The organism is Bacillus sp. jun7 (genome assembly GCF_051034795.1).
Taxonomy (GTDB): Bacteria; Bacillota; Bacilli; order Bacillales; family Bacillaceae; genus Bacillus; species Bacillus velezensis.
On sequence record NZ_CP093219.1, the window covers coordinates 613,004 to 637,450 of the forward strand.

A 24,447-nucleotide genomic window follows, 5' to 3' on the forward strand; every position below is an offset into this window, starting at 1 on the left:
GCTGCCTCCATTTCATCTGTATGTAAGATGTATGTCTTATACTCCGTACATCGTCGTGATTCGTTTTTTCACTTCATCATCATGAAACGTCTCATCGTGCATGATTAACTCCTTCTCAATGACAGCCGGAAGCTGCTCGCGAAACGGCGTCACCAAGTGCCTTTTCAATGTAATTAAAGAGTTTCTCGGTTTTTCCGCAAGCTCACGGGCCAATTCCTGCGCATAGTCTAATACTTCCTGCCGCGGAAGCACCGGAAATGGCACCCCTCTTTTCTCCAGATCACCGCCGCGGTAGTGGCCGCCGTTTAACAGCATTTCATGGCCGAGGCTTGCCCCAAGCTTCTCCGGAACGATAAAAGTAGCCCCCATTCCGGGGGTGAAACCGTATTTCATAAAGTTTGCGGTATACACGCTTTCTTTGCTTAAAATGACAAAATCACTGAAAAGCCCCATGACAAATCCGCCTCCGATTCCGTGGCCCTGCATGGCGGAAATGACGGGGATATCACATTCCAGCGCCAAAGAGTACATGCGGTCTTCCGTAAACTTCGTGATGCCCTGCTGAATCCTGAGCAGACCTTCCTGTGTGCCTCCGGAAGCAAAGTAATGGCCGTATCCTGTTAAAATCACAGCTTTATAGACTGACGATTTTTTTATACGGGTGAATGCTTCCATCAATCCATCCGTCAGTTCTTTGGAGAAGGCGTTTTTATGGGCTTTATCCTGCATTGTCACTTGGATAATATCCGGTTCAATTTCGAGCAGTTCAACTGCGGCGTTCGGCATGATATCCTCCTAACTGTTCTCCGTTTCCCAAGGAAGCCGCCCCGTTTCTGCATAACGGAAAATGGCTGATTGGTTATCCGGATCTGAAAACATCGCTTGATTTTCGGCTAGAGCAATGGATTTCGAACGATGAACAAGGTCGTTTAAGGAATCCATGTATTTTTTATAGCGGATGACTGCTTTTTTCGACAGCGGGCGAAGGCGCAGCAAATGCTTTCTCAGCTCTGTTGCTGAGTCCGGGACGCATACGTCACAAAGTCCCCATTCAAGCGCCTGGCGCGCCGGCACGGGCTTTGTCATAATCGTCATATAATGCGCCTTTTGAAATCCGATTCTTTGAATTAAAAACGGCAGAACGCAGGCTGGATAAAGTCCGAATAACAGTTCAGATAAACTGAACGAAGCACTCTCCTCTGCAATGACGATATCGCACGCGGCGGCAAAACCGACACCTCCCGCATTTACTTTTCCGCGGACGCGGGCGATTGTGATGTACGGCCCGGATTTTAATGCCAGCCACAAACGGTAAAGCGGCTCCTGCGATTCCGCATGCTGCATTCCCTGCCTCATTTTTCGGTACATCTCATCAAAATCCGCCCCGAAACAAAATACCTCCGGCTGCCCTTCAAGCACTACGGAGGTCACGGAGTCCTCACATTCAGAAAGAACGTGCAGGCATTCCTCCACTAAACGCTCATTAATCGTATTGTTGGCTTCAGGCCGATCAAAGGTGATGAAGCAGACATTTTGCTGAAAACGGACGTTGATCGTCTCATAGGTCACGGGATCCACCTGTATTTCCGATGAAATTCCGTGATTTCTTCCAAATATAAACGAGGGCTCCCGGCATGATGGTCTAAAATGTTCGGAATCATATTCATATCCAATTTGACATTCCGGGTTCCGAACTTCACCAAACCGCTGCCTTTAAACAGTTCTTCATACTCTTCCATGGACAGCCTGTATCTGTTGTTCAGATGCTCTTCTATTTTGAAAGAATGCTGCCGCGTTTGTCCTTCAGGCGTCACAACGCCGCTGTAAAATTCTGAACAGCATCCGGAGCCGTACGAGAAACAGCCGATCCGCTTAGAAGTGTCGAATGCCCCTTGGTCAATCGTGCTTGCAAGAGCCAGTAAAGAGGCTGCCCCCATAATGTTTCCGACTCTTTGGCAGTAGCGGAGCCCCGGCTCTACCCTGGTTTGAAAATCCTGTTCGATCTCAGCGTTTTTCGCTTTTGCAAGCTTACGCATCATCGTCCGGTGAGCTCCTTTGACCATGCCGCCAAACGGTGTATGGAAGGCAAGATAGTGAAACGTCTCTTTATAGTCAGCGCCCGGCACACGGTTTTTGTACTCGCGAAATGTCTGTTCACAGCAATCGAGATAAGACATCAATGACAAGTCGGCGTCACCGGCTTCACTGTCCGGGATCGGACGGCATGTATCCATCACCTCATAGCCGTAATAGCCGTTGGCGCCCGCATCCGCCTGAAATACGATTGGGTTTTCACCGATCAATAAGGCGACGGCACCCGCTCCGGCGCTCGGTTCGGCGTAAGACCAATCCTCGCTTAACGCATCGCCGCCTTCGGCAATTAAAAACCGGGAAATATCCGTCGCGACGACAAGCGCCTTCGCTCCGGGGGATGTCTGCGACAAAATAAAGTTAAGCGCCATCTGCAAACCCGCCGTTCCTGAATAACAGGCCTGCTTCAGTTCAAATAAACGGCAGTTCCGGTTGAGGCCTAAATAATCATGAATATATGTACTGAGTGATTTTCCGAAGTCGATGCCGGACTCCGAGCAGGTAATCAGCAGCTCGATTCTGTCTTTTTCAGCCTCTGTCAATCGGTCGATAATCGGCTTTGCCGCGTTAACGCCGAATGTGACGGGGTCTTCGTACGGAAGCGCCACCGCTTTTTCTTTCATCAGTAAATTCTCAAATCTGGCAGGGTCTAAGTTTCTGTACTCCGCCAGCTGCATGACATCAAGGTATGCCGTCCCGCCAAACACATTTATCGCTTCTATTCCGGCAGCCGCCATGAACTTCGCCTCCAATATGAATTTTGAGTTTCCGATTGTTTCACCGTTTTATCAGACAGCCTGTACCTTTTCATAAAGCTTTGCCGCCAATTCGCCGATGTTTGACACTCCCGTCAGCTCAACACGCGGGATCTGCAGTGATAATTCTTCAAGCATCATCGTGATAATTTCGGCGCGGTCCACTGAGTCCGCCCCCAGATCAACTAACCGGTCTTCCTGTGAAAGCTGTTCGCCTTCTAAATCAGGCAAAACCTCGTAGATTGTGTTCTGTAGCAATTCAAAGATTCTTTCTTCACTCATTGTCAGTTCCTCCCTGTTTCATCTTTTATGAATATTCCATGTTTTCAATCTATCATTTCGTCTTGTCAACACGTTTGCAGAAATGAGCCTAACTTCTGATTCAAAAGCGAGGCCGTCTCTTCCATAAGACGAAGGCCGATACCATCGGCATGGCGGTTTTTCCAGGACTCCAGCTCCGTACCTTTCACCCATTGATTAAAGGCGCCTAATGCCGGGCCGCAATGAATCTGGAAGTCTACCTTGGCATCCGGGTCTCCTTTAATCGCCGAAGCAGAGCTTTGCCTGAAATACCATTTGAATATGAGCGCCATTTTCTGTTTCGGATTCCGTTCGGCTTTTGAAATGTCTTCATTCGAATAATGAGCCTTCACTTTGTCATAAATACTGCTTACACTTGCCTTAAAATACTTCTCTTCTATTTGTCTGAGTGTCTTTTCATCAATTTCTTCAATTGAGCGGTGACGCTGATACAGTTCATGCAGCTTAGAGGCCCGGGTCGGAAAGAACAGCCCTTTCTTTAATACCTGCACCTTGCTGCCTGATTCAAACATATCGCCGGCCGGCGCGTAGGCCGTGTCCTGTACATTCATCTGCTGCAGGAGATCCTTTACGAGGCCGCTCGTCGCTGCTTCAACGGTGCATTGGTTAATGGATCCGGTCACAATAAAATCAGCGCCGAGCATAAATGCGGCCATGGCAGCCTCAGGCGTCCCGATTCCCCCTGCGGCTCCGATGCGGACGGTTTTGCCGTATCGGTATTTTTTCATCATGTCATCTCGTAAACGGATGATCGCCGGCATGAGACTGTAAGCAACTCCGCCGTCAGTGTGGCCGCCTGAATCAGCCTCTACGCAGATGTCATGCGCAACGGGTATTTCTCTCATCAGACTTGCTTCTTCAGCGGTAATTTTGTTTTCGGCTGCAAGTTTCTGCAGAATGTGATCAGGCGCCGGGCTGAGAAACGCTTCCGCTACTTCCGGACGGGACAGCTTGGCGATAATCCGCTGACGCGCTATTATTTGTCCGCCGGCACCGCGTTTTAATCCCTTAGCGCGAAACCTTACTAAAGCGGGAGTAACCGTTAAAAATGCTGATGCTTCCAAGTTCTGAACCCCATGCTTCAGTAAAAGATCAATCATTTTTTCTTCTGAATCTGTATGCTTCATGTTATGTACAACATTAATACCGAAGGAACCGCCGTCACGAAGCTCATGCTGAATTGACAAAATGGCGTCCTCAACGTGCGCGATGTTCAAACCGCCCGTTCCGAAAAAGCCCATCATTCCTTTTTCGGCCAGTTTGACGACCATTTCCTTCGAAGAAATTCCGCGGTACATGCCGCCGGCCAAGTAGGCGTATTTCAATTGATAATCGCGCTTAAACTCTTCATTTCCTAAAGACTCCGCCGTAATTGAGCTTTTTCCAGCCTCAGCCGGGACTTTGATTTCATCTGTTATCGGCTCCGCTTCAGCCGTAATTCTTTGAATCAGCCCTGTCAGCACTTTTCCGGGACCGATTTCCTCAAAACTCATGTTCTTTCTTCCCATTAAGAAACGGATACTGTCTGTCCAGTTCACCGATCCCGTTATTTGTCCGGTGAGTGTCTCTTTCAGCTCGGTCTGCTCATATGGTCTTGCCGTCACATTTGAAATGACCGGGATGGACAGCGGCTTAAAATGGAAAGTTTCAATAAACCGTGAAAATTCCTCCTTCGCTTCCATCATATATCTGGAATGAAAGGCGCCGCTGACATTTAAGCGGTGAACCATTTTTACGCCGTTTACGGCTTCAAAAACGGATGCGGCTTTTTCAATATCTTCTTTATATCCGGAAATGACAATTTGCTGCGGTGTGTTCATGTTGGCGATATCAATCATATGCAAGTGATACTCTTTTAAAACATCCGTCACCTGCTCATGAGTCAGGCCGATCACCGCTGCCATGCCGCCTCCTTTTGCGCGGCTCATCAGTTCGCCCCTTTTTTTGACCAGCTGTAGGCCTTCTTCAAAATCAAAGGCGCCCGAGGCGTATAACGCGTTATATTCGCCTAAACTGTGTCCGGCGGTAAAATCCGGTTTCAAGCCGGTTTCTTCTGTTTTTTTCAAAAAACTGAGGGCATTGACGACATAGAGCGCCGGCTGAGTGAATTGAGTCTGATTGAGACGTTCTCCGTCCCGGCACAGCTCCTGAATGGAATATCCGAGAATGTGATCGGCCTTTGCGGTTAATTCAGGATAGCAGCCGAACAGGTCCTCTCCCATCCCTATTTTTTGCGAGCCTTGGCCTGGAAAAACAAAGCTGATCATCTTACAGTCTCCTTCCGGGCGGTGATAAAATACTGTCTTCTATTTGCTGCAAATGGGTTTGTTCTTTATGAAACGGCGTCATAATGGCACGGATGCGTTCAGCCGATCCTGCGGGAAGAATCTGTTTGGCAAATGCGGCCAACGTTCCGGAAGGCCCGGCATCGATATACAATCCTTTTTGGCGGCTGTCTGCGAATTGAAGCGCTTCGCGGAATCGAATCGGCTTTCTTACAATATCCCAGAAAAAGTCCGCTTGTATATCGGTCTCAGCCTCTCCGGTCGCACTGGAGATGTACGGTATAAACGGAGTCCGGATTGATTTCTGAGCTAAAAAACGCTTGTACGGCTGTTCCGCCTGATCAACCAGCGCTGAGTGAAACCCGTAAGATACCGGCAATAGCTGATGAGGAATCTGCTTCTCTCTCAGATCGTCCATGATCTTTTTGATATGTTCCCGCTCTCCCGAGATGACAAAGTGAGAATGATAGTTTACAGATGCCAATTCACTATGTTCGCCGAGCAGCGGATCATCTTGATATAAAGCCGGATCACCCAGTATCGCAAGCATGCTGCCGTTACGGCAAGTTTCCGTAATGATTCGGGCCTGTTCCAGCACGCAATCTAAAGCATCCTCGGCGCTCAGCACACCCGATACAGCGGCCGCTGCATACTCTCCGAGGCTTGCTCCGATCACATAATCGGGACGTATGCCTCTTTGCTCCAAAGCATATGCAAGTGCGTACTCAGCCATAAAAATGGCAGGATGGCTGAAAAGAAGGCGGTCAAATGGATCAGACAGACGATTGCCTGTATGATAAACCTCTTTCAGGACAGAGTAACCGAAACGGCTGACTGCAAAATCGTCCAAGTCAAGCATTTTCTGCCGAAAAGCGGCGTTATGTGCAAACAGCTCTTTCCCCATTTGATAGTATTGGGAACCCTGTCCAGAAAACATGAAAACAATTGGCTGGTTCATTTGTTCTCCTTTTTGCTCTTTATTTTTTTAAAATATTGATTTGTACGTTTTTCGTGATGTCGTGTGCAGGTGAAGTGGTCGTGATGTTGTATGGCTGGCACTATTATGTGAGATAAGAATTTTGACTTGCATTCCGCTACATGGCGGGTGAAGCTTCAGTTTCTTTTTTGATGCGGTGAATAAGCCCTGTCAGCACATGGCCCGGGCCGACTTCTTCAAATTCCATCCGCCCTTTGTCCAGCAGATAGCGCATGCTGTCGTTCCATCGCACTGAATGGTCGATCTGATCGGCCAGAACGGAGTGGATTCCGTCTTGCTCATAAGGTCTGGCATGCACATTAGAAATGACAGGAATTGATATAGCAGAAAAATGAAATGACTGTAAAAATTTTTCGAACTCTTGTTTTGCTTCGCTCATATATCTCGAGTGAAAAGCGCCGCTGACGTTTAACGGATGAAACATCGTAACGTCCTTTATTCCTTCGAATACGCTTTTGGCTCTTTCAATGTCTTCTTTGCGTCCGGATATGACAACTTGGTGAGGAGAATTCATATTGGCAATATCAATCGTATGTAATCCGTGCGTTTGAAGGGCGTCCGACACTTGAGCTGCGGTTAACCCCATAACGGCGGCCATTTTTCCGTCAGTGGCCATACTCATTAATTCGCCTCTTTTACGGACAAGCTGAAGGCCGGTAATAAAATCAAAAGCACCTGCTGCAAACAGCGCATTATATTCTCCCAAACTGTGGCCGGCCACATAATCCGGCTTTATGTCATTATCTTGGATTTTTTTCAAATAGCTTAACGCGTTTACAACATATAAAGCAGGCTGGGTGAACTGCGTCTTGTGAAGGTTGGAATACGGATTCTCAAGACAAAGCCGTTTCATGGAATATCCGAGTGTTTCATCAGCCTGCTCCGTTAAGTCTTTAAATTCATCAAACAATGAGCTCCCCATTCCCTGCTTTTGAGAACCTTGTCCGGGGAATAAGTATGTGATCATTTTCTCAGCCATCCTTTCTCGGATTCAGTTAAGAAGCATGTTCAAGTTGATAGTAACTTCACAAAAATACCATGTCAAGTTAATTTATCCTATGCGAACTCCTGAATAATGCCTATTTTTCCCTGCCAGAAGGCGGACTCAGGGCTTTTGGAACAGACGTAAGCAGAATGTCCCATTCGGCCTGCCCGGCGCTTTTATCCGCAAACTACCGTTACTCAGCCATTCATCACCAAAAAACGAGCAATAACTATCATTTCATTTCAGAAGTTCCGTACCCCAAAAGAAAAACTAGTTATATAGAACCAAATTATACGCTACTTAAAATGAAACAGCCCTTTTTGATTTTTTCTGTTGCGGAAATTCACGAAATGTTCTTTTTTTTCAATCTGAAAGTAAATATTGTTTTTCAAAAGACTCTCCATTTTTTGACCCGGCTTCTCCCCGAAGGAGTGCCCCGGATACACACGCACATGCGGCGGAATGGAGGCTTTGATCCTCTGTATACTGTGAAACATATCTTCAGCTGAGCTGCCCCTGTCCTCACATATACCGCACCCCTCTGTAAACACGGTGTCACCGGTAAAAAGGTGATCAGATAGCAAATAGCACATTCCCCCGGCCGTATGTCCCGGGGTCAGTATACTTCTGATGATAAACCCTCCGGCCGCAAAGGTTTGGCCGTCTTCAAGCGCTATTAAGTTTCTGCACCGGAATTGATAGAAATCGATTTCCGCCGACGACATGTATATATCAGAATGATAGATTTGCTGAAGCGGCTCCGCCAAGTTTACATGGTCATAATGCGAATGTGTTAATAAAATAGCTGATAAATCAACATCCAATTCATGCAGTTTATCGGTTATTTTATCGATTTCCCAGGACGGGTCCACCGCTATCGCAGATTTTTTTGAGCGGTCTGCGATGATATAACAATAGTTGGACCACATCTGGTGATAAGTTTTGATTTGATGCACTTCATATGTATGATCCATTGTCACCATTCCCATTTAAAAGATCCGGGCAGACTGCTGCCGCCGCCCAGCCGACTGTAACCACTTTACCAGATGGCACCACGTTTTTCCATGGATTTTCCGGTAAAGTTTAAAAAACTTTCTGCTCCCGCCAAAAGCACCAGTCTGGGCCATTTTTACAAATTGCTATGCTGATATATCAGGAAATCAGGATGTTCATTTAGATGAATTCTTTAGGTAATTTTATTCAGAAAATGAAGGATGGTATAATTTTCGGATAAAAATAAAACAAATTGAGCTTTTGTTTTGAAAAGCAATTGCGAAGCAGCCGGAGGAGATAATCAGTTTTTAGAAATGACCCGCAATTAAGATTATTATTTCAATCCTTTTCTTCAAGATAAACTAAATCACACGGGCTCTCGAAATATATCAGAATACCTTAGTTCTTACACCGAATTCAACGTTATGTTGACATTAACATAATTGAACTGAGAAAAGTACGGCGTAATTTACACTCTTTTCTTTTGCGAGAAAACCGTTCAAAAACCAGTCTAGCTGCAACAATTCACAAAAGCGTCGCGCATGAAAAAAGACGTCAGTTGAAGACGATTTATATGTGATTATTGACAAGGAGCTCAGATGTTTTGTTAGGGCTAAATAAAGTTATCTTTTTACTGTGTAAAAAGTAAATATTAAGATTTAGACAAATAGACTATGTGATATGGGTCGGAGTTTACTGTTCAAGGTGATTTGTCCTGAGCTATAAAAGCACTGAGAGCAGCTTGGGACGCAATACCTACTAAAGTTAAAGCTGCTATGGGTGGAATCGGCGGTTTTGAAATAATTCTTAATATCATTGACAATTTTACTGGTGCAGTTGAAGATGCGTGCTATGCGGATGCTCTAAAAGTAACTGGCAACCCGGCAGCAACTTTGTGGATTACTAAAACTCTTATGCTTTTCCTTTAAACGGGGCTATTGTTGGTGTTTAACAAATTTATCCTGTGTTAAGCTTTAAAGTGATTATTTTCTAAAGTGTTTAAGATCAGAGGTAACTATGGAAGATAAAAGTAATGCTGAACCGAGCCCAAAAGCTATAAGAATTCTAACTTATATCATTCCTATAATTTTAATAGGGCTTATCCTTGTCCTTAAGAATATTAACACCGCCGCAGCGGAAATTTCATTTTATATTGTTGCTGTCGGTGTAGTTCTCTTAGTGGTTTTCAGTTTAATCAAAAATAGAAAAAAATGCAGGAAGAACTAAATATAAGGGGGCTAATTACTAGTCCCCCTTGACTAACTTGCGGATAGTATAACCCGCCAAATTCCAATTTTATTTAAATTCTTCACAAATAGCATGAGATTTTTCAGGAATCGTTTTCTCCATTATTTCACTATTAATGCAGTCAATTGACGATATAGACGGTTCCACCAAACACAGGATACTACATCGCCAACCCCAATTACTACCCATAAACAATTTTTATATGACAGAAAAACAGCTGGATGTTAAACAAATTATCTTCATGATTTACGGTATACCATGCAACAATTATGCCAGAAATTAAAAAACTCAAAAGTTATCTCTGAAAGGCTGGGTCATTCAAACTAGTAAGGCTGCTTGCGGGTAAATAACGGTTTAGTCTCACATAAACGTTGTTATTACATCACACGCTTAAACATCTTCTCCATTTCATACGTACTGTGATGGATAATGATCGGCCGGCCGTGCGGGCATGTGAACGGGTCTGTCGTTCGGCGCAGGTCGTCCAAGAGCGCTTTGATTTCGTCGTTTCTCAAATGGCGGTTCGCTTTGATTGAGCCTTTGCAGCTCATCATAATGGCCGCTTCCTCCCGCAGTTTTTTAATATCGATCTGTTTGGCGTCAAGCACCTGCTGAATGATTTCTTCAATCAGTTCAGCTTCTTCCCCTTTTGGAAACCAGGCCGGATGGCAGCGGACGATGTAACTGTTCGTGCCGAATGCTTCTAAAAATACTCCGACGCTTTCAAGCTCATGCTGATGCTGGTCAATGATCAGCGCTTCATTTGCTGCATAATGAAAGGTGAGCGGCACGATCATATCCTGCACTTCAGGCTCAACCTGCCCGACTTTTTCCCGGAAATATTCGTATTTAATCCGTTCTTGTGCCGCATGCTGGTCAATGATATACAAGCCGTTTTCGTTTTGGGCTAAAATATATGTCCCGTGCATTTGGCCGATCGGATACATCACCGGAACTCTTTCTTCCCGTATTTCTTCAGAGTCAGCCTCCACTTCAGGCTCCGGAATATCGGAAACAGGCGCTTCCGTTACCGGCATGCCGATCTTCGGCGGCACTCCGTGACCTGCTTCATCCGTCAGGGACTCTTCTTCTATGACCGGCTCAGGCTCTTTTACGACCGAACTCAGCTTCATCGGTGAGTAAGACGGCTCAGGCGTTTTTTCAGGAAGTTTCCGCTCAGGCGCGCTTTCCTCGAATGTCATAAATTGCTGTTCGTTTTTGGCCGGTGCCGGCGCTGATTTTTTCGGTAGCTGGGCGCTCGGAATAAGCCGTTGCTTTTGAAACACTTCCTTTATCCCGTCACGGATCAGCTCATGCAGCTCCGTCTCTTTGCTGAGGCGGACTTCAAGCTTCGACGGATGGACATTGACATCGACCAAAATCGGGTCCATCGTAATTTCGATAAACGTAATCGGATGGCGGCCGATCGGGAGAAGTGTGTGATAGCCCTCATGCACCGCTTTTACAAGCGGGAAATTCTTAATGTATCTTCCGTTAATGACAGATGACATGTAGTTTCTGGATGCACGCGTGATTTCCGGAAGTGCAATGTAGCCCTTGACTTCAAAATCAAGCGAGCTGACATGGAGCGGTATCATTTTTTTCGCAACCGCCGTCCCGTAAATTGCGGCCAGCACATGGCGCACGTCCCCGTTACCGTTTGTCTGCAGCAGATTTTTCCCCTGATGGCGGAGACGGATGGATACTTCCGGATGCGCAAGAGCAATCCGGTTGACGACATCCGTAATATTGCCGAGCTCCGTATGCACGGTTTTCATATATTTCAATCTGGCGGGTGTATTGAAAAACAGGTTGGTAACGATAATCTCTGTTCCTTTTCTGCTGGAGGATTTCTGTTCAGAAATGATATTCCCGCCCTGAAGAATGAGATGGGTTCCCGCTCCCTCGCCGATGCTCGTTTTGATTTCCAGATGAGAAACAGACGCGATACTTGGCAAAGCTTCTCCGCGGAAACCGAGTGTTCTCACCCGGAACAGGTCGTTTTCATCTTTGATTTTGCTGGTCGCGTGGCGGCGGAAAGCCCGCTTGCAATCATCGGTTTCCATACCTTCGCCGTTATCGAGCACCCGAATCGACGAAAGCCCCGCTTCCTCTATGTCGATTTCAATGACTGTGCTGTTTGCGTCGATGGCGTTTTCCACCAATTCTTTAACGACTGAGGCAGGCCGTTCGACCACCTCACCGGCCGCAATTTTATTTGAGAGTTCATCTGACAGCTGGATGACTTTTGCCAAGTCCGTCACCTCTTTCTATTTTAATTTTTTTTGCAGCTTGTACATTTCATTCATCGCCTCAAGCGGCGTCATATCGAGAATATTGATTGACTTAAAAGCTTCAAGCACTTGTTTTTCTTTATTAGAAACAGCCGGTGTCTTCTGTTCTTTTTCACCGTCAGCAAAAAAGGACAGCTGTGCCGGTTCTTCTTTGACGGCGGGCTTTTTCTCAGGTGCCGCCGGAAGCTCCGGTTTATCTCCCGTCTGCTCAAGCTGTTTCAAAATCTCCTGCGCGCGGCTGATCAGATCGTCCGGGAGCTCCGCAAGCTGGGCGACATGAATGCCGTAACTTTTATCTGCGGCTCCTTCTTTGATTTGATGGAGAAACACGACCGTTCCGTTATATTCCTCTGCGCGCACATGAACGTTTTTCAGCTGAGGAAGCTTATCTTCTAGCACCGTCAGCTCATGATAATGCGTGCTGAACAGTGTTTTAGCGCCGATATGATCATGGACATATTCAATAATCGCCTGTGCCAGCGCCATTCCGTCGTACGTTGATGTCCCGCGGCCGATTTCATCAAACAGGATCAGGCTGTCTTTTGTGGCGTTCACAATCGCGTTTTTCGCTTCCAGCATTTCCACCATAAAGGTGCTTTGTCCGGAAATCAAATCATCCGCCGCCCCGATTCTCGTGAAGATTTGATCAAAAATCGGCAGAACCGCTTCTTTTGCGGGCACAAAACAGCCGATCTGAGCCATGATCGATAGAAGTGCGATCTGTCTCATGTACGTGCTTTTACCTGACATATTCGGACCCGTAATCAGGAGCATTTCCCGCGAATCGCCCATCAGGCAGTTGTTCGGCACGTATTCTTGACTGTCCATCACCTTTTCAACGACGGGGTGTCTCCCTTCAATGACTTTTACTTCATTATCAGAAAAGACGGGCTTTGTGTAATGCCTGTTTTCACTGATCGTAGCAAAGCATTGCAGCGCATCCAGCTCACTCATTTGTTTGGCAAGACGCTGCAGACGCGGAATAAATTGTTTCACCTTTTCACGCAGTCCGGCAAAAAGCTCATATTCCAGCTCGCAGATGTTGTTTTCCGCTTCTAAAATAAGCGCTTCTTTTTCCTTCAATTCCGGCGTAATGTACCGTTCGGCGTTTGTGAGGGTCTGCTTCCGCTCATACCGCCCGTCCTCAAGCAGATGAAGGTTTGCTTTTGTGACTTCAATATAATAGCCGAACACTTTATTGAAACCGACCTTTAATGAACGGATGCCCGTATAAGCGCGTTCCTGCTGCTCCAGTCTGGCAATCCAGTCTTTACCGTTTTTGCTGGCGTCACGGTACTCATCGAGCTTCTGATGATAGCCGTCTTTAATTAAGTTGCCTTCTTTTAACGATAACGGCGGGTTTTCATGGAGAGCTTCTTCTAACAGGTCAAGCAAATCTCCGCACGGATCAATCAAGCCGGCGCGTTCTTTTGCTTTTTTATGGTTAAGAGACCCTACAAGCTCTTTAATGCTCGGCACTTGTTTTAAAGATTCTTTCAGCTGGATTAAATCCCTTGCGTTGACGTTTCCGAATGCGACCCGGCCCGCCAGACGTTCTAAATCGTATACTTCCTTCAGGCGCTCGCGCAGATCTTCACGCTCAAACAGATGATTGATCAGCGTCTCGACCATTTCCTGGCGTTCTTCGATTTGGGATGCCCTGATCAGCGGACGGTCAATCCATTGTTTGAGAAGCCGGCCGCCCATCGCTGTTTTCGTCTCGTCTAAAAGCCAAAGCAATGACCCTTTTTTGCTTTTCGAACGGATCGTTTCCGTGAGCTCAAGATTCCGTTTTGAATACAGGTCAATTTTCATCGCTTCTTCCAATTCATATACTTGAACCGGCTGCAGATGATCCAGGCTCCGTTTTTGCGTTTTCTGCAAATACGTATATAAACGCATAAACGTCTCTGTCAGCTCTTCGCCCGGCAAGTGCTTTGCGATTTCAATGCGTTCTGTTATTTCCCCGTCTTCGATCGAAATCGTTGCGCTGCACCGTTCTTTCAGCTGAGCAGCTGTATGTTCGTTAAACTTGCTTGATACGACAATTTCCTTTGCGCCGACTGAGTAAATTTCTGACATGACATCTTCAATCCGCTCAATAAATACGGCCAGATTTTCTCCGGTCGTTAAGTCCGATAAAGCGAGACCGTATCCGTTACGAAATTCGGAAACGGAAGCGATAAAGTTGTTTTCGGACTCATGGATGCCTTTTCCATCCATCACGGTTCCCGGGGTGATCAGCTGGACGACTTCTCTTTTTACAACGCCTTTAGCCGCCTTCGGATCTTCCGTCTGCTCACAGATCGCCACTTTATAGCCCTTTTTAATCAGCTGTTCAATATAAGCCGCCGCAGAATGATACGGCACGCCGCACATCGGAATTTTATCAGCCGAACCTCCGTCTCTGCTTGTCAGTGTAATTTCAAGCTCTTGCGACGCTTTTTTTGCATCTTCAAAAAACATTTCATAAAAGTCACCAAGCCGAAAAAATAAAAAGGCATCTTGGTGCTCTGCCTTTATCTTCAAGTATTGCTGTATCATAGGCGTGTAACTAGCCATCATTTAATCCCTCACTATGTATCTTCTCTTATCCGAATCCCATTATAACATAAACAAAAGAGTGATATCTTTATATATAAAAAAGAGACTTGGGGTGTTAAACTCCCCTAGCCTCAACTTATTCTTCAGGATCTCCGACTAAAAATTCAGGGTTAATGTCCTCTAATTCTTCATCAAGATCGTCTTCCCAATCATCATCATCGTCTTCTTCCCAGTCAGGATTGACTTCGACGACGACTTTCGTTTCACCGACCACTTCTGCTAAAAATTCTCTCTCTGCCTGAACCACGATTTTATTTCCGTTAGGAGAAATGGTGACTTCAAGACAATTCGGCTGCTGCAGCACTTTGGCAATGACTTCGTGTTCGTCATCTAAGTAATTTGTGTCTCTGTATCTGAGTTTAATCACATCGACATACTTTACTCTCTCGGTTACAACTTCCGTTTTTGTATTATCGGCGTAAGAGTACCAGACGTTTATATCATAATACCCTTCAATTTCTACAGTCTTCCCGATCTTTTCGGCATCGTACTTGTGGTTGATAATCCAGCCGCCCAATATACTTGACGGTTTTTCTCCAGGCGAGATCGTGTTGGTGCATTGGGTGAATTTTCTTCCTTTCGCAACTACCGCTTTCGTAATAATTTCCCTGTATTCAGACATTCCGGCAGGCCTCCTTGTTCTTCTTCGTGTTATCTTATGCTGGGCATTTGTCTCATGTGCATTTTTATAATAAAAATATAAAAATACAAAGTTTCTGTTTCATTGTATGCAGCTCTGCCCAGAAACTTTACTTTTAAGTATGATAAAACTTTCCAGTAAAAATAGGACAAAACGTTGAGACAATGAAAATTTAGTACATATAACAATTAGTTCTCAAACAGCAAAAAAACACGGGCCGATGAAGGCCCCGTGTTTAAATAGAACAGCTGTTATTCGAATGTTTTACTTTTGAACCGGTTTCTCCTGTCAGCAGGTTGCCTCCGGTAGATGTAATGATTTCGTTTGTCACCTGATTTGAGATCGTATGTGCGACAAGCTGAAGAAGGTCATTGACCTCAATCTGGGAATCTCTGAATTCCTGAATGATCGGGATCCCTTCAAGCTCTTCCTGCAGGGCGTCAATTTTACTTTCCACTTGTTTCAGCGCTTCAAGCTTTTCGTAGTGCTTCAGGTTAACGGCTTGCTTTTGCAGGGTTTTAATCTGATTAATAATCGCAGAGACTTTTTCATTTTCGTTAATCTGCGCCTCAGCGCGTTTGAAAAAATCAACTTCTTCTGTTTCAGAAATCATTTTCGCAAGGTTCCTAGCCTGCTGTACAATGTCTTTCTTTGAGTAAAGCGTCATTATTATTTCACCTCGATTGCTTCTCCTGCCATCACACCGTCAAGCGACCATGTTTTCGCCTGTTCGATTTTGACGCGTACAATCTTGCCGATGGCGTCTTTCGGCCCTTTGAAGTTGACGAGCTTGCTTTTTTCCGTATAGCCGGCAAGAATGTCAGGGTTATTTTTGCTTTCTCCCTCAACTAATACTTCGACAGTCCTGCCTTCATATTCCTTCATTTTTTTGGCTGAAATTTCTTTCACCAAATCATTGAGGCGCTGAAGACGTTCTTTCTTGACCCTCATCGGAACATTGTCTTTCATCTTCGCTGCCGGCGTGCCTTCACGAGGAGAGTAAATAAACGTATATGCGCTGTCAAATTCCACTTCGCGATATAACGAAAGCGTTTCTTCAAATTGTTCATCCGTTTCATTCGGAAAACCGACAATAATATCGGTCGTCAGTGAAGCGTTCGGCATCGCCGCTTTAATTTTTCCGACAAGCTCCAGATAGCGTTCTCGGTCATATTTACGGGCCATCATTTTTAACATCGCTGAGCTTCCCGATTGAACCGGAAGATGGATATGGTCTAAAAGGTTGCCGCCTTTGGCTAGCACTTCGATCAGATGATCATCAAAGTCACGCGGATGACTCGTCGTGAACCGGATTCTCGGAATATCAATTTTACGCAGTTCGTCCATTAAATCACCGAGACCGTACGTCATATCCTCAAAATCTTTTCCATACGCATTCACGTTTTGACCGAGCAGCGTGATTTCTTTATAGCCTTCGCTTGCAAGTCTTCTGACTTCCTGGATAATTTCCTCAGGACGGCGGCTTCGTTCTTTTCCGCGGGTATACGGTACGATGCAGTATGTGCAGAACTTGTCGCAGCCGTACATAATGTTGACCCAGCCTTTAATTTTTCCGTTGCGGACTTTCGGAAGGTTCTCAATGACATCCCCTTCCTTCGACCACACTTCAATGACCATCTCTTTTGATAAATATGCCTCTGATAACAGTTCCGGCAGACGGTGAATGTTGTGCGTGCCGAAGATCATATCGACAAACGGGTGCTTCTTAAGGATGCGGTTTACGACTGATTCTTCCTGTGACATGCAGCCGCAGACGCCGAGAATCAAGTCCGGGTTGTTTTTTTTGAGCGCCTTTAAATGGCCGAGCTCTCCGAACACTTTGTTTTCAGCGTTTTCCCGGATGGCGCAAGTGTTTAATAAAATAACGTTCGCGTCATCAACCGAATTTGTCGCTTCATAACCAAGCGCCATAAAAATACCCGCCATGACTTCCGTATCATGCTCGTTCATTTGGCATCCGTACGTGCGGATATAAAATTTCCTGCCTTCACCGAGGCCTTTAAATTCTTCTGAGATTTTAAAATCGTTATGATATTGAACGGATTCTTTGCCCCGTTTTTTCGCATCTTTTAAAGAAGGCGGAATATATACGGCTTCAAAATACTTGCTGTAATCCTTTTCGGATTTTTTGTCCGCCGGATTCACTTGTCCGCTTTCCTGCTTTTGCTTTTCATTCATGTTCGAATGTCTCCTTTCAACCGAAACTTCCACCCTCAAGTATACTGGTTAAAAGCGTTTGGCACAACCGCCAGCCTATTATTGTACACCTTATTGAGAATAAGAATCAATAAGAAATAAAAAAGAGGGAATCATTTCCCCCTTACACAAGCTGAAGCTCTTTTGCGGCTGAACGGATTACTTCCAGGGCCCGGTCAAGCTCCTCTTTTGTATGCTCCGCCGTAATAATGGTGCGGATTCTCGCTTTTCCTTGGGCGACCGTCGGGTACACGATGCTTTGCGCAAACACGCCGCGGGTCAATAAAAGGTCTGATAATGCCTGGGCTTTTTCTTCCTCCCCTATTAATATCGGCACGATCGGTGTTTCGCTTTTTGTGAGGGTCAGCCCCATTTGAACCAGTTTGTCTTTGAAATACGCCGTGTTCTCCCATAGCTTTTCCATATGCTCCGGCTCTTCCAGCAGGACGTCAATGGCTTCTATGCATGCGGCCGTTACCGCAGGCGGATGAGAAGTGCTGAATAAGAAAGGGCGCCCTTTATGGCGCAGGTAATCGATCAGAACCTGCGACCCTGCGGCGTAACCGCCAAGCACTCCGATGGCTTTGCTTAATGTGCCCACTTGTATGTGGACTCTTCCGTCAAGCCCGAAGTGATTAACCGTTCCCCTTCCGTTTTTTCCGAGTACGCCGGAAGCATGCGCGTCGTCGACCATCACAAAGGCATCGTACGCCTCTGCAAGTTTGACGATGTCAGGCAAAGGAGCGATGTTGCCGTCCATTGAGAATACGCCGTCGGTGACGATCAGGCGCATGCGGTAATTCATTGATTTTTTCAGCACCCTTTCCAAATCGTCCATATCAACATGGCGGTACACCTTTTTATCTGCTTTCGTCAGCCTGATCCCGTCAATGATGGAAGCATGGTTCAGTTCGTCAGAGATCACGATATCTTCTTTTGTAAGAATGCTTGATAAGACGCCCTGATTCGTTGTGAACCCCGATTGAAAAACAAGTGCCGCTTCTGTTTTTTTAAAGTTTGCCAATTTTTTCTCCAGCTCATTGTGCATTGTGAATGTTCCGGCGATTGTACGGACGGACCCCGTACCCGCTCCGAATTCTTCCGCGGCGCGTTTGGCCGCTTCGACAAGTCTCGGATGCGACGTCAAACCGAGATAATTGTTCGATGAAAGCTGTATCACGTTTTCCCCTTTGACTTCCACCGACGGACCCTGCTTCGTTTCAATTTGTTTCATTTGCTGCCACGTTTTATTTTCTTTCATTTTATCAAGCTCTGCTTTTAGAAATTCAAATTCTTTCATTATAGAACCCTCCCCTTATGGAATCAAAATGACTTTGCCGCACTGTCCCTTTCTCATCAGGTCAAACCCTTTTTCAAAGTCTTCAAGCGGAAACTGATGCGTGATCACCGGCGTCAGATCAACAAGGCCGGATTCAAGCAGGTGCGATACCTGCCGCCATGTTTCAAACATTTTTCTGCCTGTGATGCCTTGGACGGTAAGTCCTTTAAACACCACGTCATTTGTCAGGTCAACCGTCACCGGACGTTCCGGCAGACTCAGCATGTGGAACCTTCCCCCGTTGGCCGCCATCTTTAATCCTTGTGTTATGGCTGCCGGGTGGCCTGACATTTCGCAGACAAGGTCGATCCCTTCTCCGCCTGTTAAGGTGTCGATCACCTCAAGCGGATCTTCCTCGTCAGCTGAAATGGTGATCGCAGCTCCCAATTTCTTCGCAAGTGCCAGCCTGTAATCATTTTTATCAATGGCCGCAATACGGGATGCACCGGCCGCTTTAGCCACCGCCACCGCCATCAGCCCGATCGGTCCGCAGCCGATAATTGCAGCGGAACCGCCCGCAAGCCGGCTGCTTTCCAGCACCGTATGCACCGCGTTGCCAAGCGGCTCCTGAACAGAGGCGACGGCGGGGTCCATATCAGCGGGGTTTTTCCAAACATTTCGGGCCGGCACTTTGACATATTCAGCGAAGGAGCCGGCTGTATCTACGCCGAGTATCTTTGTATGGGTGCACACATGATGTTTTCCTGTTAAACACGGGACACAAGTACCGCAGACGAAGTGGGTTTCAGCCGAAACGTAGTCACCTATTTTGACATTTGTGACGTGCTTGCCTGTTTCCGCTACGATACCGCTGAATTCATGTCCGAATACTTGAGGTGTTTTGATTCGTTTCTGCGCCCATTGATCCCAATTATAAATATGCACATCTGTACCGCATATAGATGCGGCCTGTACTTTAATGAGAACTTCATTCTCATTAATGGAAGGTATGGGAATTTCTTTCAGAGTTGCTCCGAAAGCGTTTTCATTTTTGACGATAGCTTTCATCTTTCCTCCCAACATGTACACTCCTCCTCGAAAAAACACTGTAATAACTGGATTGTAACATGAGTTAAAAAGGAGGTAAATACCAGTGTCCACTCCAAGAAAACAACTGCTTCCGTCCGGAAAAATGGGCGGGATTTTTTTTGAATATTATATGAATAAAGCCATTTATCATCTCTTCGTACTATTAATATAATATTGTGAGAAAATATGACAGCAATAAAAACAACCCGCTCGCCTTACGCAAGCAGGTTGAGAATGTACATGTTTTTGTTTTTAACGGGGTTCGACGATTAACTTAATCGCCGTTCTTTCTTCTCCGTCAATCTGTATATCTGTAAAAGCCGGAATACAAATCAAATCTACGCCGCTTGGCGCGACAAAGCCTCTGGCAATCGCAACCGCTTTAACAGCCTGGTTTAAGGCACCCGCCCCAATTGCTTGAATTTCGGCGGCTCCGCGTTCCCTCAATACGCCGGCAAGCGCGCCTGCTACTGAATTTGGACTTGATTTTGCTGAAACTTTTAAGATTTCCATTTCTGCTCCCCCTTAGTTTTACAATGGATAAGTGAGTGTTCATTAGAACAATCATTATTAGATGTTGCTATCCAAAAAGCCATCCCCACAATGCTTTTCAAAAATAGCGGGCTACCTTCCATTTCTACTATATTCACTAAGAAGTTGCTATATTCCTGCTTTTCCTTTTAATATTTTTATAAAATAAACACATGATCACCTATTCAAAGAACATATGGTCATCATTGATTAATATCCGTTCGATATTTACGGCCTTTTTCGTTTGATCGTCGATGTCAATGAGCACTCCGCTCAGCGTAGTTTTACCTTCCGCCACCGTAAACCGGACGGGAAGATTGGTTTTAAACCGCTTGATGACCGTTTCTCTGTCCATACCGAGAATTCCGTCGTACGGACCCGTCATGCCTACATCAGTAATATATGCCGTTCCTTTCGGCAAAATGCGGTTATCTGCCGTTTGCACGTGTGTATGGGTGCCTACCACGGCAGAGGCTCTTCCGTCTGTGTACCAGCCGATCGCAATTTTTTCGCTTGTCGCTTCGGCGTGAAAATCAATAAAAATGTACGGCGTGCGCTTTTTCGCTTCTTCTATTAATTCATCCGCTTTAGCAAACGGATCATCAAGCGGCGGAAGAAACGTCCGTCCCTGTAAATTAATGACGGCAAGCTCTTTTCCGTTCGATTTAATATAAGTAATGCCTTTGCCCGGCGTACCTTCCGGGAAATTCGCCGGCCGGACAAGATGCGGCACATCATCAATAAAGTCGAAGATCTCTCTTTTATCCCACGTATGGTTTCCCATTGTAATGGCATCTGCTCCCGCTTCCATCAGGCTGTGGTAGATCTTTTCCGTCAGTCCTTTTCCGTGTGCTGCATTTTCTCCGTTAATAATTGTAAAATGCGGTTTATGTTTCGCTTTCAGTTTCGGGACATATTCTTTTACCATGTCGCGGCCCGGGGAACCGACAACATCTCCGATAAATAAAATTCTCATACATTCCATTCCTTCCTTTTCAGGGACTCAAAAAAATAAAGTGATGCTTAGCGCATCACTTTATTTTGCATACTCTACGGCTCGAGTTTCTCTGATCACGGTCACTTTAATGTGTCCCGGATAATCAAGCTCGTCCTCAATTCGTTTACGGATATCACGCGCCAAACGATGGGCTTCTAAATCATTAATGGAGTCCGGTTTCACCATGATGCGAACTTCACGGCCGGCCTGAATCGCAAATGATTTTTCAACACCTTCGTAAGACTCGGAGATTTCTTCAAGCTTTTCAAGTCTGCGGATATAGTTTTCGAGCGTTTCACTTCTCGCGCCCGGTCTTGCGGCTGACAGTGCATCAGCGGCAGCGACCAGAACGGCGATAATGGAAGTCGGCTCTTCGTCTCCGTGGTGTGACGCAATACTGTTAATGACGACTGGATGCTCTTTATATTTGGTCGCAAGCTCCACTCCGATTTCCACGTGGCTTCCTTCCACTTCATGGTCAATTGCTTTACCGATGTCATGCAGAAGACCGGCCCGCTTGGCAAGCTTTGCATCTTCTCCAAGCTCGGAAGCCATTAAACCGGCTAAAAACGCAACTTCCATAGAATGTTTCAGTACGTTCTGCCCGTAGCTTGTACGGAATTTCAACCGGCCGAGGATCTTGATCAGATCCGGGTGGAGTCCGTGAACGCCGACTTCAAACGTCGTCTGCTCACCCATTTCCCGGATATAGTCATCAACCTCACGGCGGGATTTTTCAACCATTTCTTCAATGCGCGCCGGATGAATACGGCCATCCTGAACGAGTTTATCAAGAGCAATTCTTGCCGTCTCCCGTCTGATCGGATCAAATCCGGAAAGAATGACTGCTTCAGGTGTGTCATCAATAATCAGGTCGATACCTGTAAGCGTTTCAAGCGTACGAATGTTACGCCCTTCACGGCCGATGATACGTCCTTTCATCTCATCATTCGGAAGATTGACGACCGATACCGTCGTTTCGGCAACATGATCTGCTGCACAGCGCTGCAAAGCAAGCGACAGAATGTTTTTCGCCTTTTTATCTGCCTCTTCTTTCGCACGGTTTTCGGTTTCTTTTGTCATGATGGCGATGTCATGTGAAAGCTCATTTTCAACCCGGTCAAGAATGATTTGTTTCGCTTCATCCCGTGTCAGGCTCGAAATGCGTTCGAGTTCTGACTGCTGCATACGAATCATCTCATCCACTTTGCTTTCCATCTCTTCAATATGTTGTTGTCGTTCATTCAGAGAATGATCTTTCTTCTCCAACATCGCTTCCCGTTTATCAATTCCTTCGTGTTTACGGTCAAGATTTTCTTCTTTTTGAAGTAAACGGTTTTCTTGTTTTTGAAGCTCATTTCGTCTTTCACGAACTTCCTGTTCAGCATCTATTCGAAGTGTATGGATTTCGTCCTTTGCTTCAAGCAGAGCTTCTTTTTTCAGTGCTTCAGCATCACGCTTTGCATCTTCAAGGATTTGCTCGGCAGCACCGCGTGCGCCCGCAATCTTTGCTTCGGCAATGGTTTTACGAACATAGTAGCCAACAACTAAACCGAGCAGAGTCAGCAAAATGGAGATGAGAACCGTCATTGGGGTCATACTTTCACCTCCTCTTGCTATGAACTTGGTTTTTGCTTAAATAAGTGCCGGCATGTACATTGTCTGATTTTCTCAACATACAGAACCTTCACAGGGAATGAGTCTCTCATGCCCTTGTCAAGTTTAAATGGTTTAACAATCATGTTAAAAAAACAAATGTTACAACTTCATTGTAATTGTGTCGGAAATACTTGTCAAGCTTGCCAGCTTAACGATTCGCCTTCAGCTCGGATCGTCGCCCATGTATATATCATACCATACCTTCCTCCGCTTTTCGTGAATGACGGCTCTGTCAGTCCGCCTGGTTAAGCAATTGGTAAATTCTATTGTTTACCTGTCCTAATTTGGCGTTATTCTGAATGTTTGACAGTAATATGACATATTTGCTTGCCGAATGGCTGAAGCTGTTCAAAATGTTGTAACCGGGCATAACACCGTGATTGGAATAGCTTCCCGGATCAATGTAAAACCCCATCCCGTAAGCTGCACTGCTTCCTGCTGTAAACATTTTTGTGAAGCTTTCTTTTGAAAGGAGCGTGCCGTTTACGATCGCTTTATCAAATTTATAGAGATCTTCAGCGCTCATATACATATCGCCCGCCCCGTACAGCTGCGATAAATCCAAAAGGTGCGGCGTTACAAGACTGCCGCTCTCATCGACTTTGTAGCCGACGGCAGGATATTTAGCTTCAGCAAATGTTTTGTAAAATCCGGCATGCTTCATTCCGGCCGGTTTGAACACGTGTTCTTTTATATATTGTTCATAAGACTCCCCGCTGACCTGAGATACGATATAAGCAAGCACTGAATAGTTGGAATCCCTGTAATCCCAAACCCCGGGCTGCCGTTTAATTCCGCGGTATTCTATATCCTTGATTAAATCAATTGGAGAAATCGGTCCCCGACCCTCAATATGCCCGTTTATGCCGGACGTATGATTGAGCAGGTTTTTCAATGTAATGCGCGTGCCGTTAGGAAAATTCGGCAAGTATGTACTGACGGGGTCACTCGTCTGCAGCAGCCCTTTTTCTTCAAGCTGCAGGACAGCCGTCGCGATTAACGCTTTTTGTGAAGAACCGATATAATATGATGTCTCCGGATTGTTTTTAATTTTTTGTTTTCGGTCCGCATAGCCAAAGCCTTTTTTCAGCACAACTTTTCCATCTTTTACGATCATTGCTGTGCCGCTGAACCCGATCTGTTGCAAGTAATTGCTGATCTGTTTATTGTGATCGATTGATTTAGGTGTTTTCTCTTTTTGCGTCTTTTCTTTTTTCTGTTGAGTCTGGTCTTTTGAAGTATCAGATTGAGCGGCGGGAGCGTTTTTAACGGATTCTTTCTCCCGATGATGCGCTGTGACGGTCCAGATCATAATAAAAACAGTGACAAGCAGCAGAAAAAGAAACAGCCCTCCCGTTTTCATCAGCTTCTTCTTTCTTTTTTTATTTATTCTTGTGCGGCGGGGGCTCGTCATCTTTTTTCCTCCTCAGATATAATTTCAACTTTCGCCATGATGTTAGAC

The 24,447-nt window shown here is 45.7% G+C and carries 19 protein-coding genes; all 19 read right to left on the reverse strand.

From position 1 onward, the window contains the following. Positions 1–36: 36 nt before the first annotated feature. Positions 37–786: a polyketide synthase gene (locus MJQ52_RS02505; protein ID WP_003154094.1), complete on the reverse strand. Its 750-nt coding sequence runs from the start codon at positions 784–786 to the stop codon at positions 37–39. A 9-nt stretch (positions 787–795) separates the two neighbouring features. Continuing rightward, positions 796–1,569, reverse strand: coding sequence for an enoyl-CoA hydratase/isomerase (locus tag MJQ52_RS02510; protein ID WP_060674185.1), 774 nt, complete (start codon positions 1,567–1,569; stop codon positions 796–798). Further along, a complete protein-coding gene (locus MJQ52_RS02515) occupies positions 1,566–2,828 on the reverse strand; it encodes a hydroxymethylglutaryl-CoA synthase family protein (protein WP_032857383.1) in 1,263 nt (420 codons plus the stop codon). Before MJQ52_RS02515 ends, MJQ52_RS02510 begins: the two co-directional genes overlap by 4 nt. Before the next feature lie 51 nt (positions 2,829–2,879). After that, positions 2,880–3,128, reverse strand: coding sequence for an acyl carrier protein (locus MJQ52_RS02520; RefSeq protein WP_017417810.1), 249 nt, complete (start codon positions 3,126–3,128; stop codon positions 2,880–2,882). Positions 3,129–3,193: 65 nt separating this feature from the next. Next, positions 3,194–5,434 (reverse strand): ACP S-malonyltransferase, encoded by a 2,241-nt coding sequence (gene fabD / locus MJQ52_RS02525; protein ID WP_094246924.1) that lies wholly within the window; start codon positions 5,432–5,434, stop codon positions 3,194–3,196. A gap of 1 nt (position 5,435) precedes the next feature. Further along, positions 5,436–6,410, reverse strand: a complete 975-nt coding sequence (locus tag MJQ52_RS02530) for an acyltransferase domain-containing protein (protein WP_003154101.1) — start codon at positions 6,408–6,410, stop codon at positions 5,436–5,438. 136 nt (positions 6,411–6,546) lie between these two features. Next, positions 6,547–7,416 carry an ACP S-malonyltransferase gene (gene fabD / locus MJQ52_RS02535; RefSeq protein WP_094246925.1) on the reverse strand — a complete coding sequence of 290 codons (870 nt, stop codon included), beginning with the start codon at positions 7,414–7,416 and terminating at the stop codon, positions 6,547–6,549. Between the two features lie 314 nt (positions 7,417–7,730). Next, on the reverse strand, positions 7,731–8,408 hold the full coding sequence (locus tag MJQ52_RS02540; protein WP_003154103.1) for an MBL fold metallo-hydrolase: 678 nt from the start codon (positions 8,406–8,408) through the stop codon (positions 7,731–7,733). Positions 8,409–10,052: 1,644 nt separating this feature from the next. Next, positions 10,053–11,930: a DNA mismatch repair endonuclease MutL gene (gene mutL / locus MJQ52_RS02545; protein WP_038463888.1), complete on the reverse strand. Its 1,878-nt coding sequence runs from the start codon at positions 11,928–11,930 to the stop codon at positions 10,053–10,055. A 15-nt stretch (positions 11,931–11,945) separates the two neighbouring features. Further along, positions 11,946–14,531, reverse strand: coding sequence for a DNA mismatch repair protein MutS (mutS, locus tag MJQ52_RS02550; protein WP_094246926.1), 2,586 nt, complete (start codon positions 14,529–14,531; stop codon positions 11,946–11,948). A gap of 118 nt (positions 14,532–14,649) precedes the next feature. Further along, positions 14,650–15,195 carry an outer spore coat protein CotE gene (gene cotE / locus MJQ52_RS02555; protein ID WP_003154111.1) on the reverse strand — a complete coding sequence of 182 codons (546 nt, stop codon included), beginning with the start codon at positions 15,193–15,195 and terminating at the stop codon, positions 14,650–14,652. A 253-nt stretch (positions 15,196–15,448) separates the two neighbouring features. Next, complete coding sequence (locus tag MJQ52_RS02560) at positions 15,449–15,880, reverse strand: RicAFT regulatory complex protein RicA family protein (protein WP_003154113.1); 432 nt, start codon at positions 15,878–15,880, stop codon at positions 15,449–15,451. A 2-nt stretch (positions 15,881–15,882) separates the two neighbouring features. After that, a complete protein-coding gene (miaB, locus tag MJQ52_RS02565; RefSeq protein WP_003154116.1) occupies positions 15,883–17,412 on the reverse strand; it encodes a tRNA (N6-isopentenyl adenosine(37)-C2)-methylthiotransferase MiaB in 1,530 nt (509 codons plus the stop codon). Between the two features lie 142 nt (positions 17,413–17,554). Further along, positions 17,555–18,733: a glycine C-acetyltransferase gene (locus MJQ52_RS02570; RefSeq protein WP_029325912.1), complete on the reverse strand. Its 1,179-nt coding sequence runs from the start codon at positions 18,731–18,733 to the stop codon at positions 17,555–17,557. Between the two features lie 12 nt (positions 18,734–18,745). Beyond that, positions 18,746–19,792, reverse strand: a complete 1,047-nt coding sequence (gene tdh, locus MJQ52_RS02575; RefSeq protein ID WP_043867101.1) for an L-threonine 3-dehydrogenase — start codon at positions 19,790–19,792, stop codon at positions 18,746–18,748. A 258-nt stretch (positions 19,793–20,050) separates the two neighbouring features. Further along, complete coding sequence (spoVS, locus tag MJQ52_RS02580) at positions 20,051–20,311, reverse strand: stage V sporulation protein SpoVS (RefSeq protein WP_003154135.1); 261 nt, start codon at positions 20,309–20,311, stop codon at positions 20,051–20,053. Between the two features lie 199 nt (positions 20,312–20,510). Beyond that, positions 20,511–21,305 (reverse strand): TIGR00282 family metallophosphoesterase, encoded by a 795-nt coding sequence (locus MJQ52_RS02585; RefSeq protein WP_003154137.1) that lies wholly within the window; start codon positions 21,303–21,305, stop codon positions 20,511–20,513. A 60-nt stretch (positions 21,306–21,365) separates the two neighbouring features. Further along, positions 21,366–22,925: a ribonuclease Y gene (gene rny, locus MJQ52_RS02590; protein ID WP_003154140.1), complete on the reverse strand. Its 1,560-nt coding sequence runs from the start codon at positions 22,923–22,925 to the stop codon at positions 21,366–21,368. Positions 22,926–23,217: 292 nt separating this feature from the next. Beyond that, positions 23,218–24,399, reverse strand: coding sequence for a serine hydrolase domain-containing protein (locus tag MJQ52_RS02595; RefSeq protein WP_003154142.1), 1,182 nt, complete (start codon positions 24,397–24,399; stop codon positions 23,218–23,220). Between the last annotated feature and the right edge of the window lie 48 nt (positions 24,400–24,447).

Excerpts from the sequence above, each read along its gene's own strand:
- MJQ52_RS02505 (WP_003154094.1), bottom strand. The coding sequence starts at position 786 with ATGCCGAACGCCGCAGTTGAACTGCTCGAAATTGAACCGGATATTATC.
- MJQ52_RS02585 (WP_003154137.1), bottom strand. The coding sequence starts at position 21,305 with ATGAGAATTTTATTTATCGGAGATGTTGTCGGTTCCCCGGGCCGCGAC.
- MJQ52_RS02595 (WP_003154142.1), bottom strand. The coding sequence starts at position 24,399 with ATGACGAGCCCCCGCCGCACAAGAATAAATAAAAAAAGAAAGAAGAAG.
- cotE (WP_003154111.1), bottom strand. The coding sequence starts at position 15,195 with ATGTCTGAATACAGGGAAATTATTACGAAAGCGGTAGTTGCGAAAGGA.
- MJQ52_RS02530 (WP_003154101.1), bottom strand. The coding sequence starts at position 6,410 with ATGAACCAGCCAATTGTTTTCATGTTTTCTGGACAGGGTTCCCAATAC.
- MJQ52_RS02560 (WP_003154113.1), bottom strand. The coding sequence starts at position 15,880 with ATGACGCTTTACTCAAAGAAAGACATTGTACAGCAGGCTAGGAACCTT.
- spoVS (WP_003154135.1), bottom strand. The coding sequence starts at position 20,311 with ATGGAAATCTTAAAAGTTTCAGCAAAATCAAGTCCAAATTCAGTAGCA.
- mutS (WP_094246926.1), bottom strand. The coding sequence starts at position 14,531 with ATGGCTAGTTACACGCCTATGATACAGCAATACTTGAAGATAAAGGCA.
- fabD (WP_094246924.1), bottom strand. The coding sequence starts at position 5,434 with ATGATCAGCTTTGTTTTTCCAGGCCAAGGCTCGCAAAAAATAGGGATG.
- miaB (WP_003154116.1), bottom strand. The coding sequence starts at position 17,412 with ATGAATGAAAAGCAAAAGCAGGAAAGCGGACAAGTGAATCCGGCGGAC.
- tdh (WP_043867101.1), bottom strand. The coding sequence starts at position 19,792 with ATGTTGGGAGGAAAGATGAAAGCTATCGTCAAAAATGAAAACGCTTTC.
- rny (WP_003154140.1), bottom strand. The coding sequence starts at position 22,925 with ATGACCCCAATGACGGTTCTCATCTCCATTTTGCTGACTCTGCTCGGT.
- MJQ52_RS02520 (WP_017417810.1), bottom strand. The coding sequence starts at position 3,128 with ATGAGTGAAGAAAGAATCTTTGAATTGCTACAGAACACAATCTACGAG.
- fabD (WP_094246925.1), bottom strand. The coding sequence starts at position 7,416 with ATGATCACATACTTATTCCCCGGACAAGGTTCTCAAAAGCAGGGAATG.
- MJQ52_RS02515 (WP_032857383.1), bottom strand. The coding sequence starts at position 2,828 with ATGGCGGCTGCCGGAATAGAAGCGATAAATGTGTTTGGCGGGACGGCA.
- MJQ52_RS02540 (WP_003154103.1), bottom strand. The coding sequence starts at position 8,408 with ATGGATCATACATATGAAGTGCATCAAATCAAAACTTATCACCAGATG.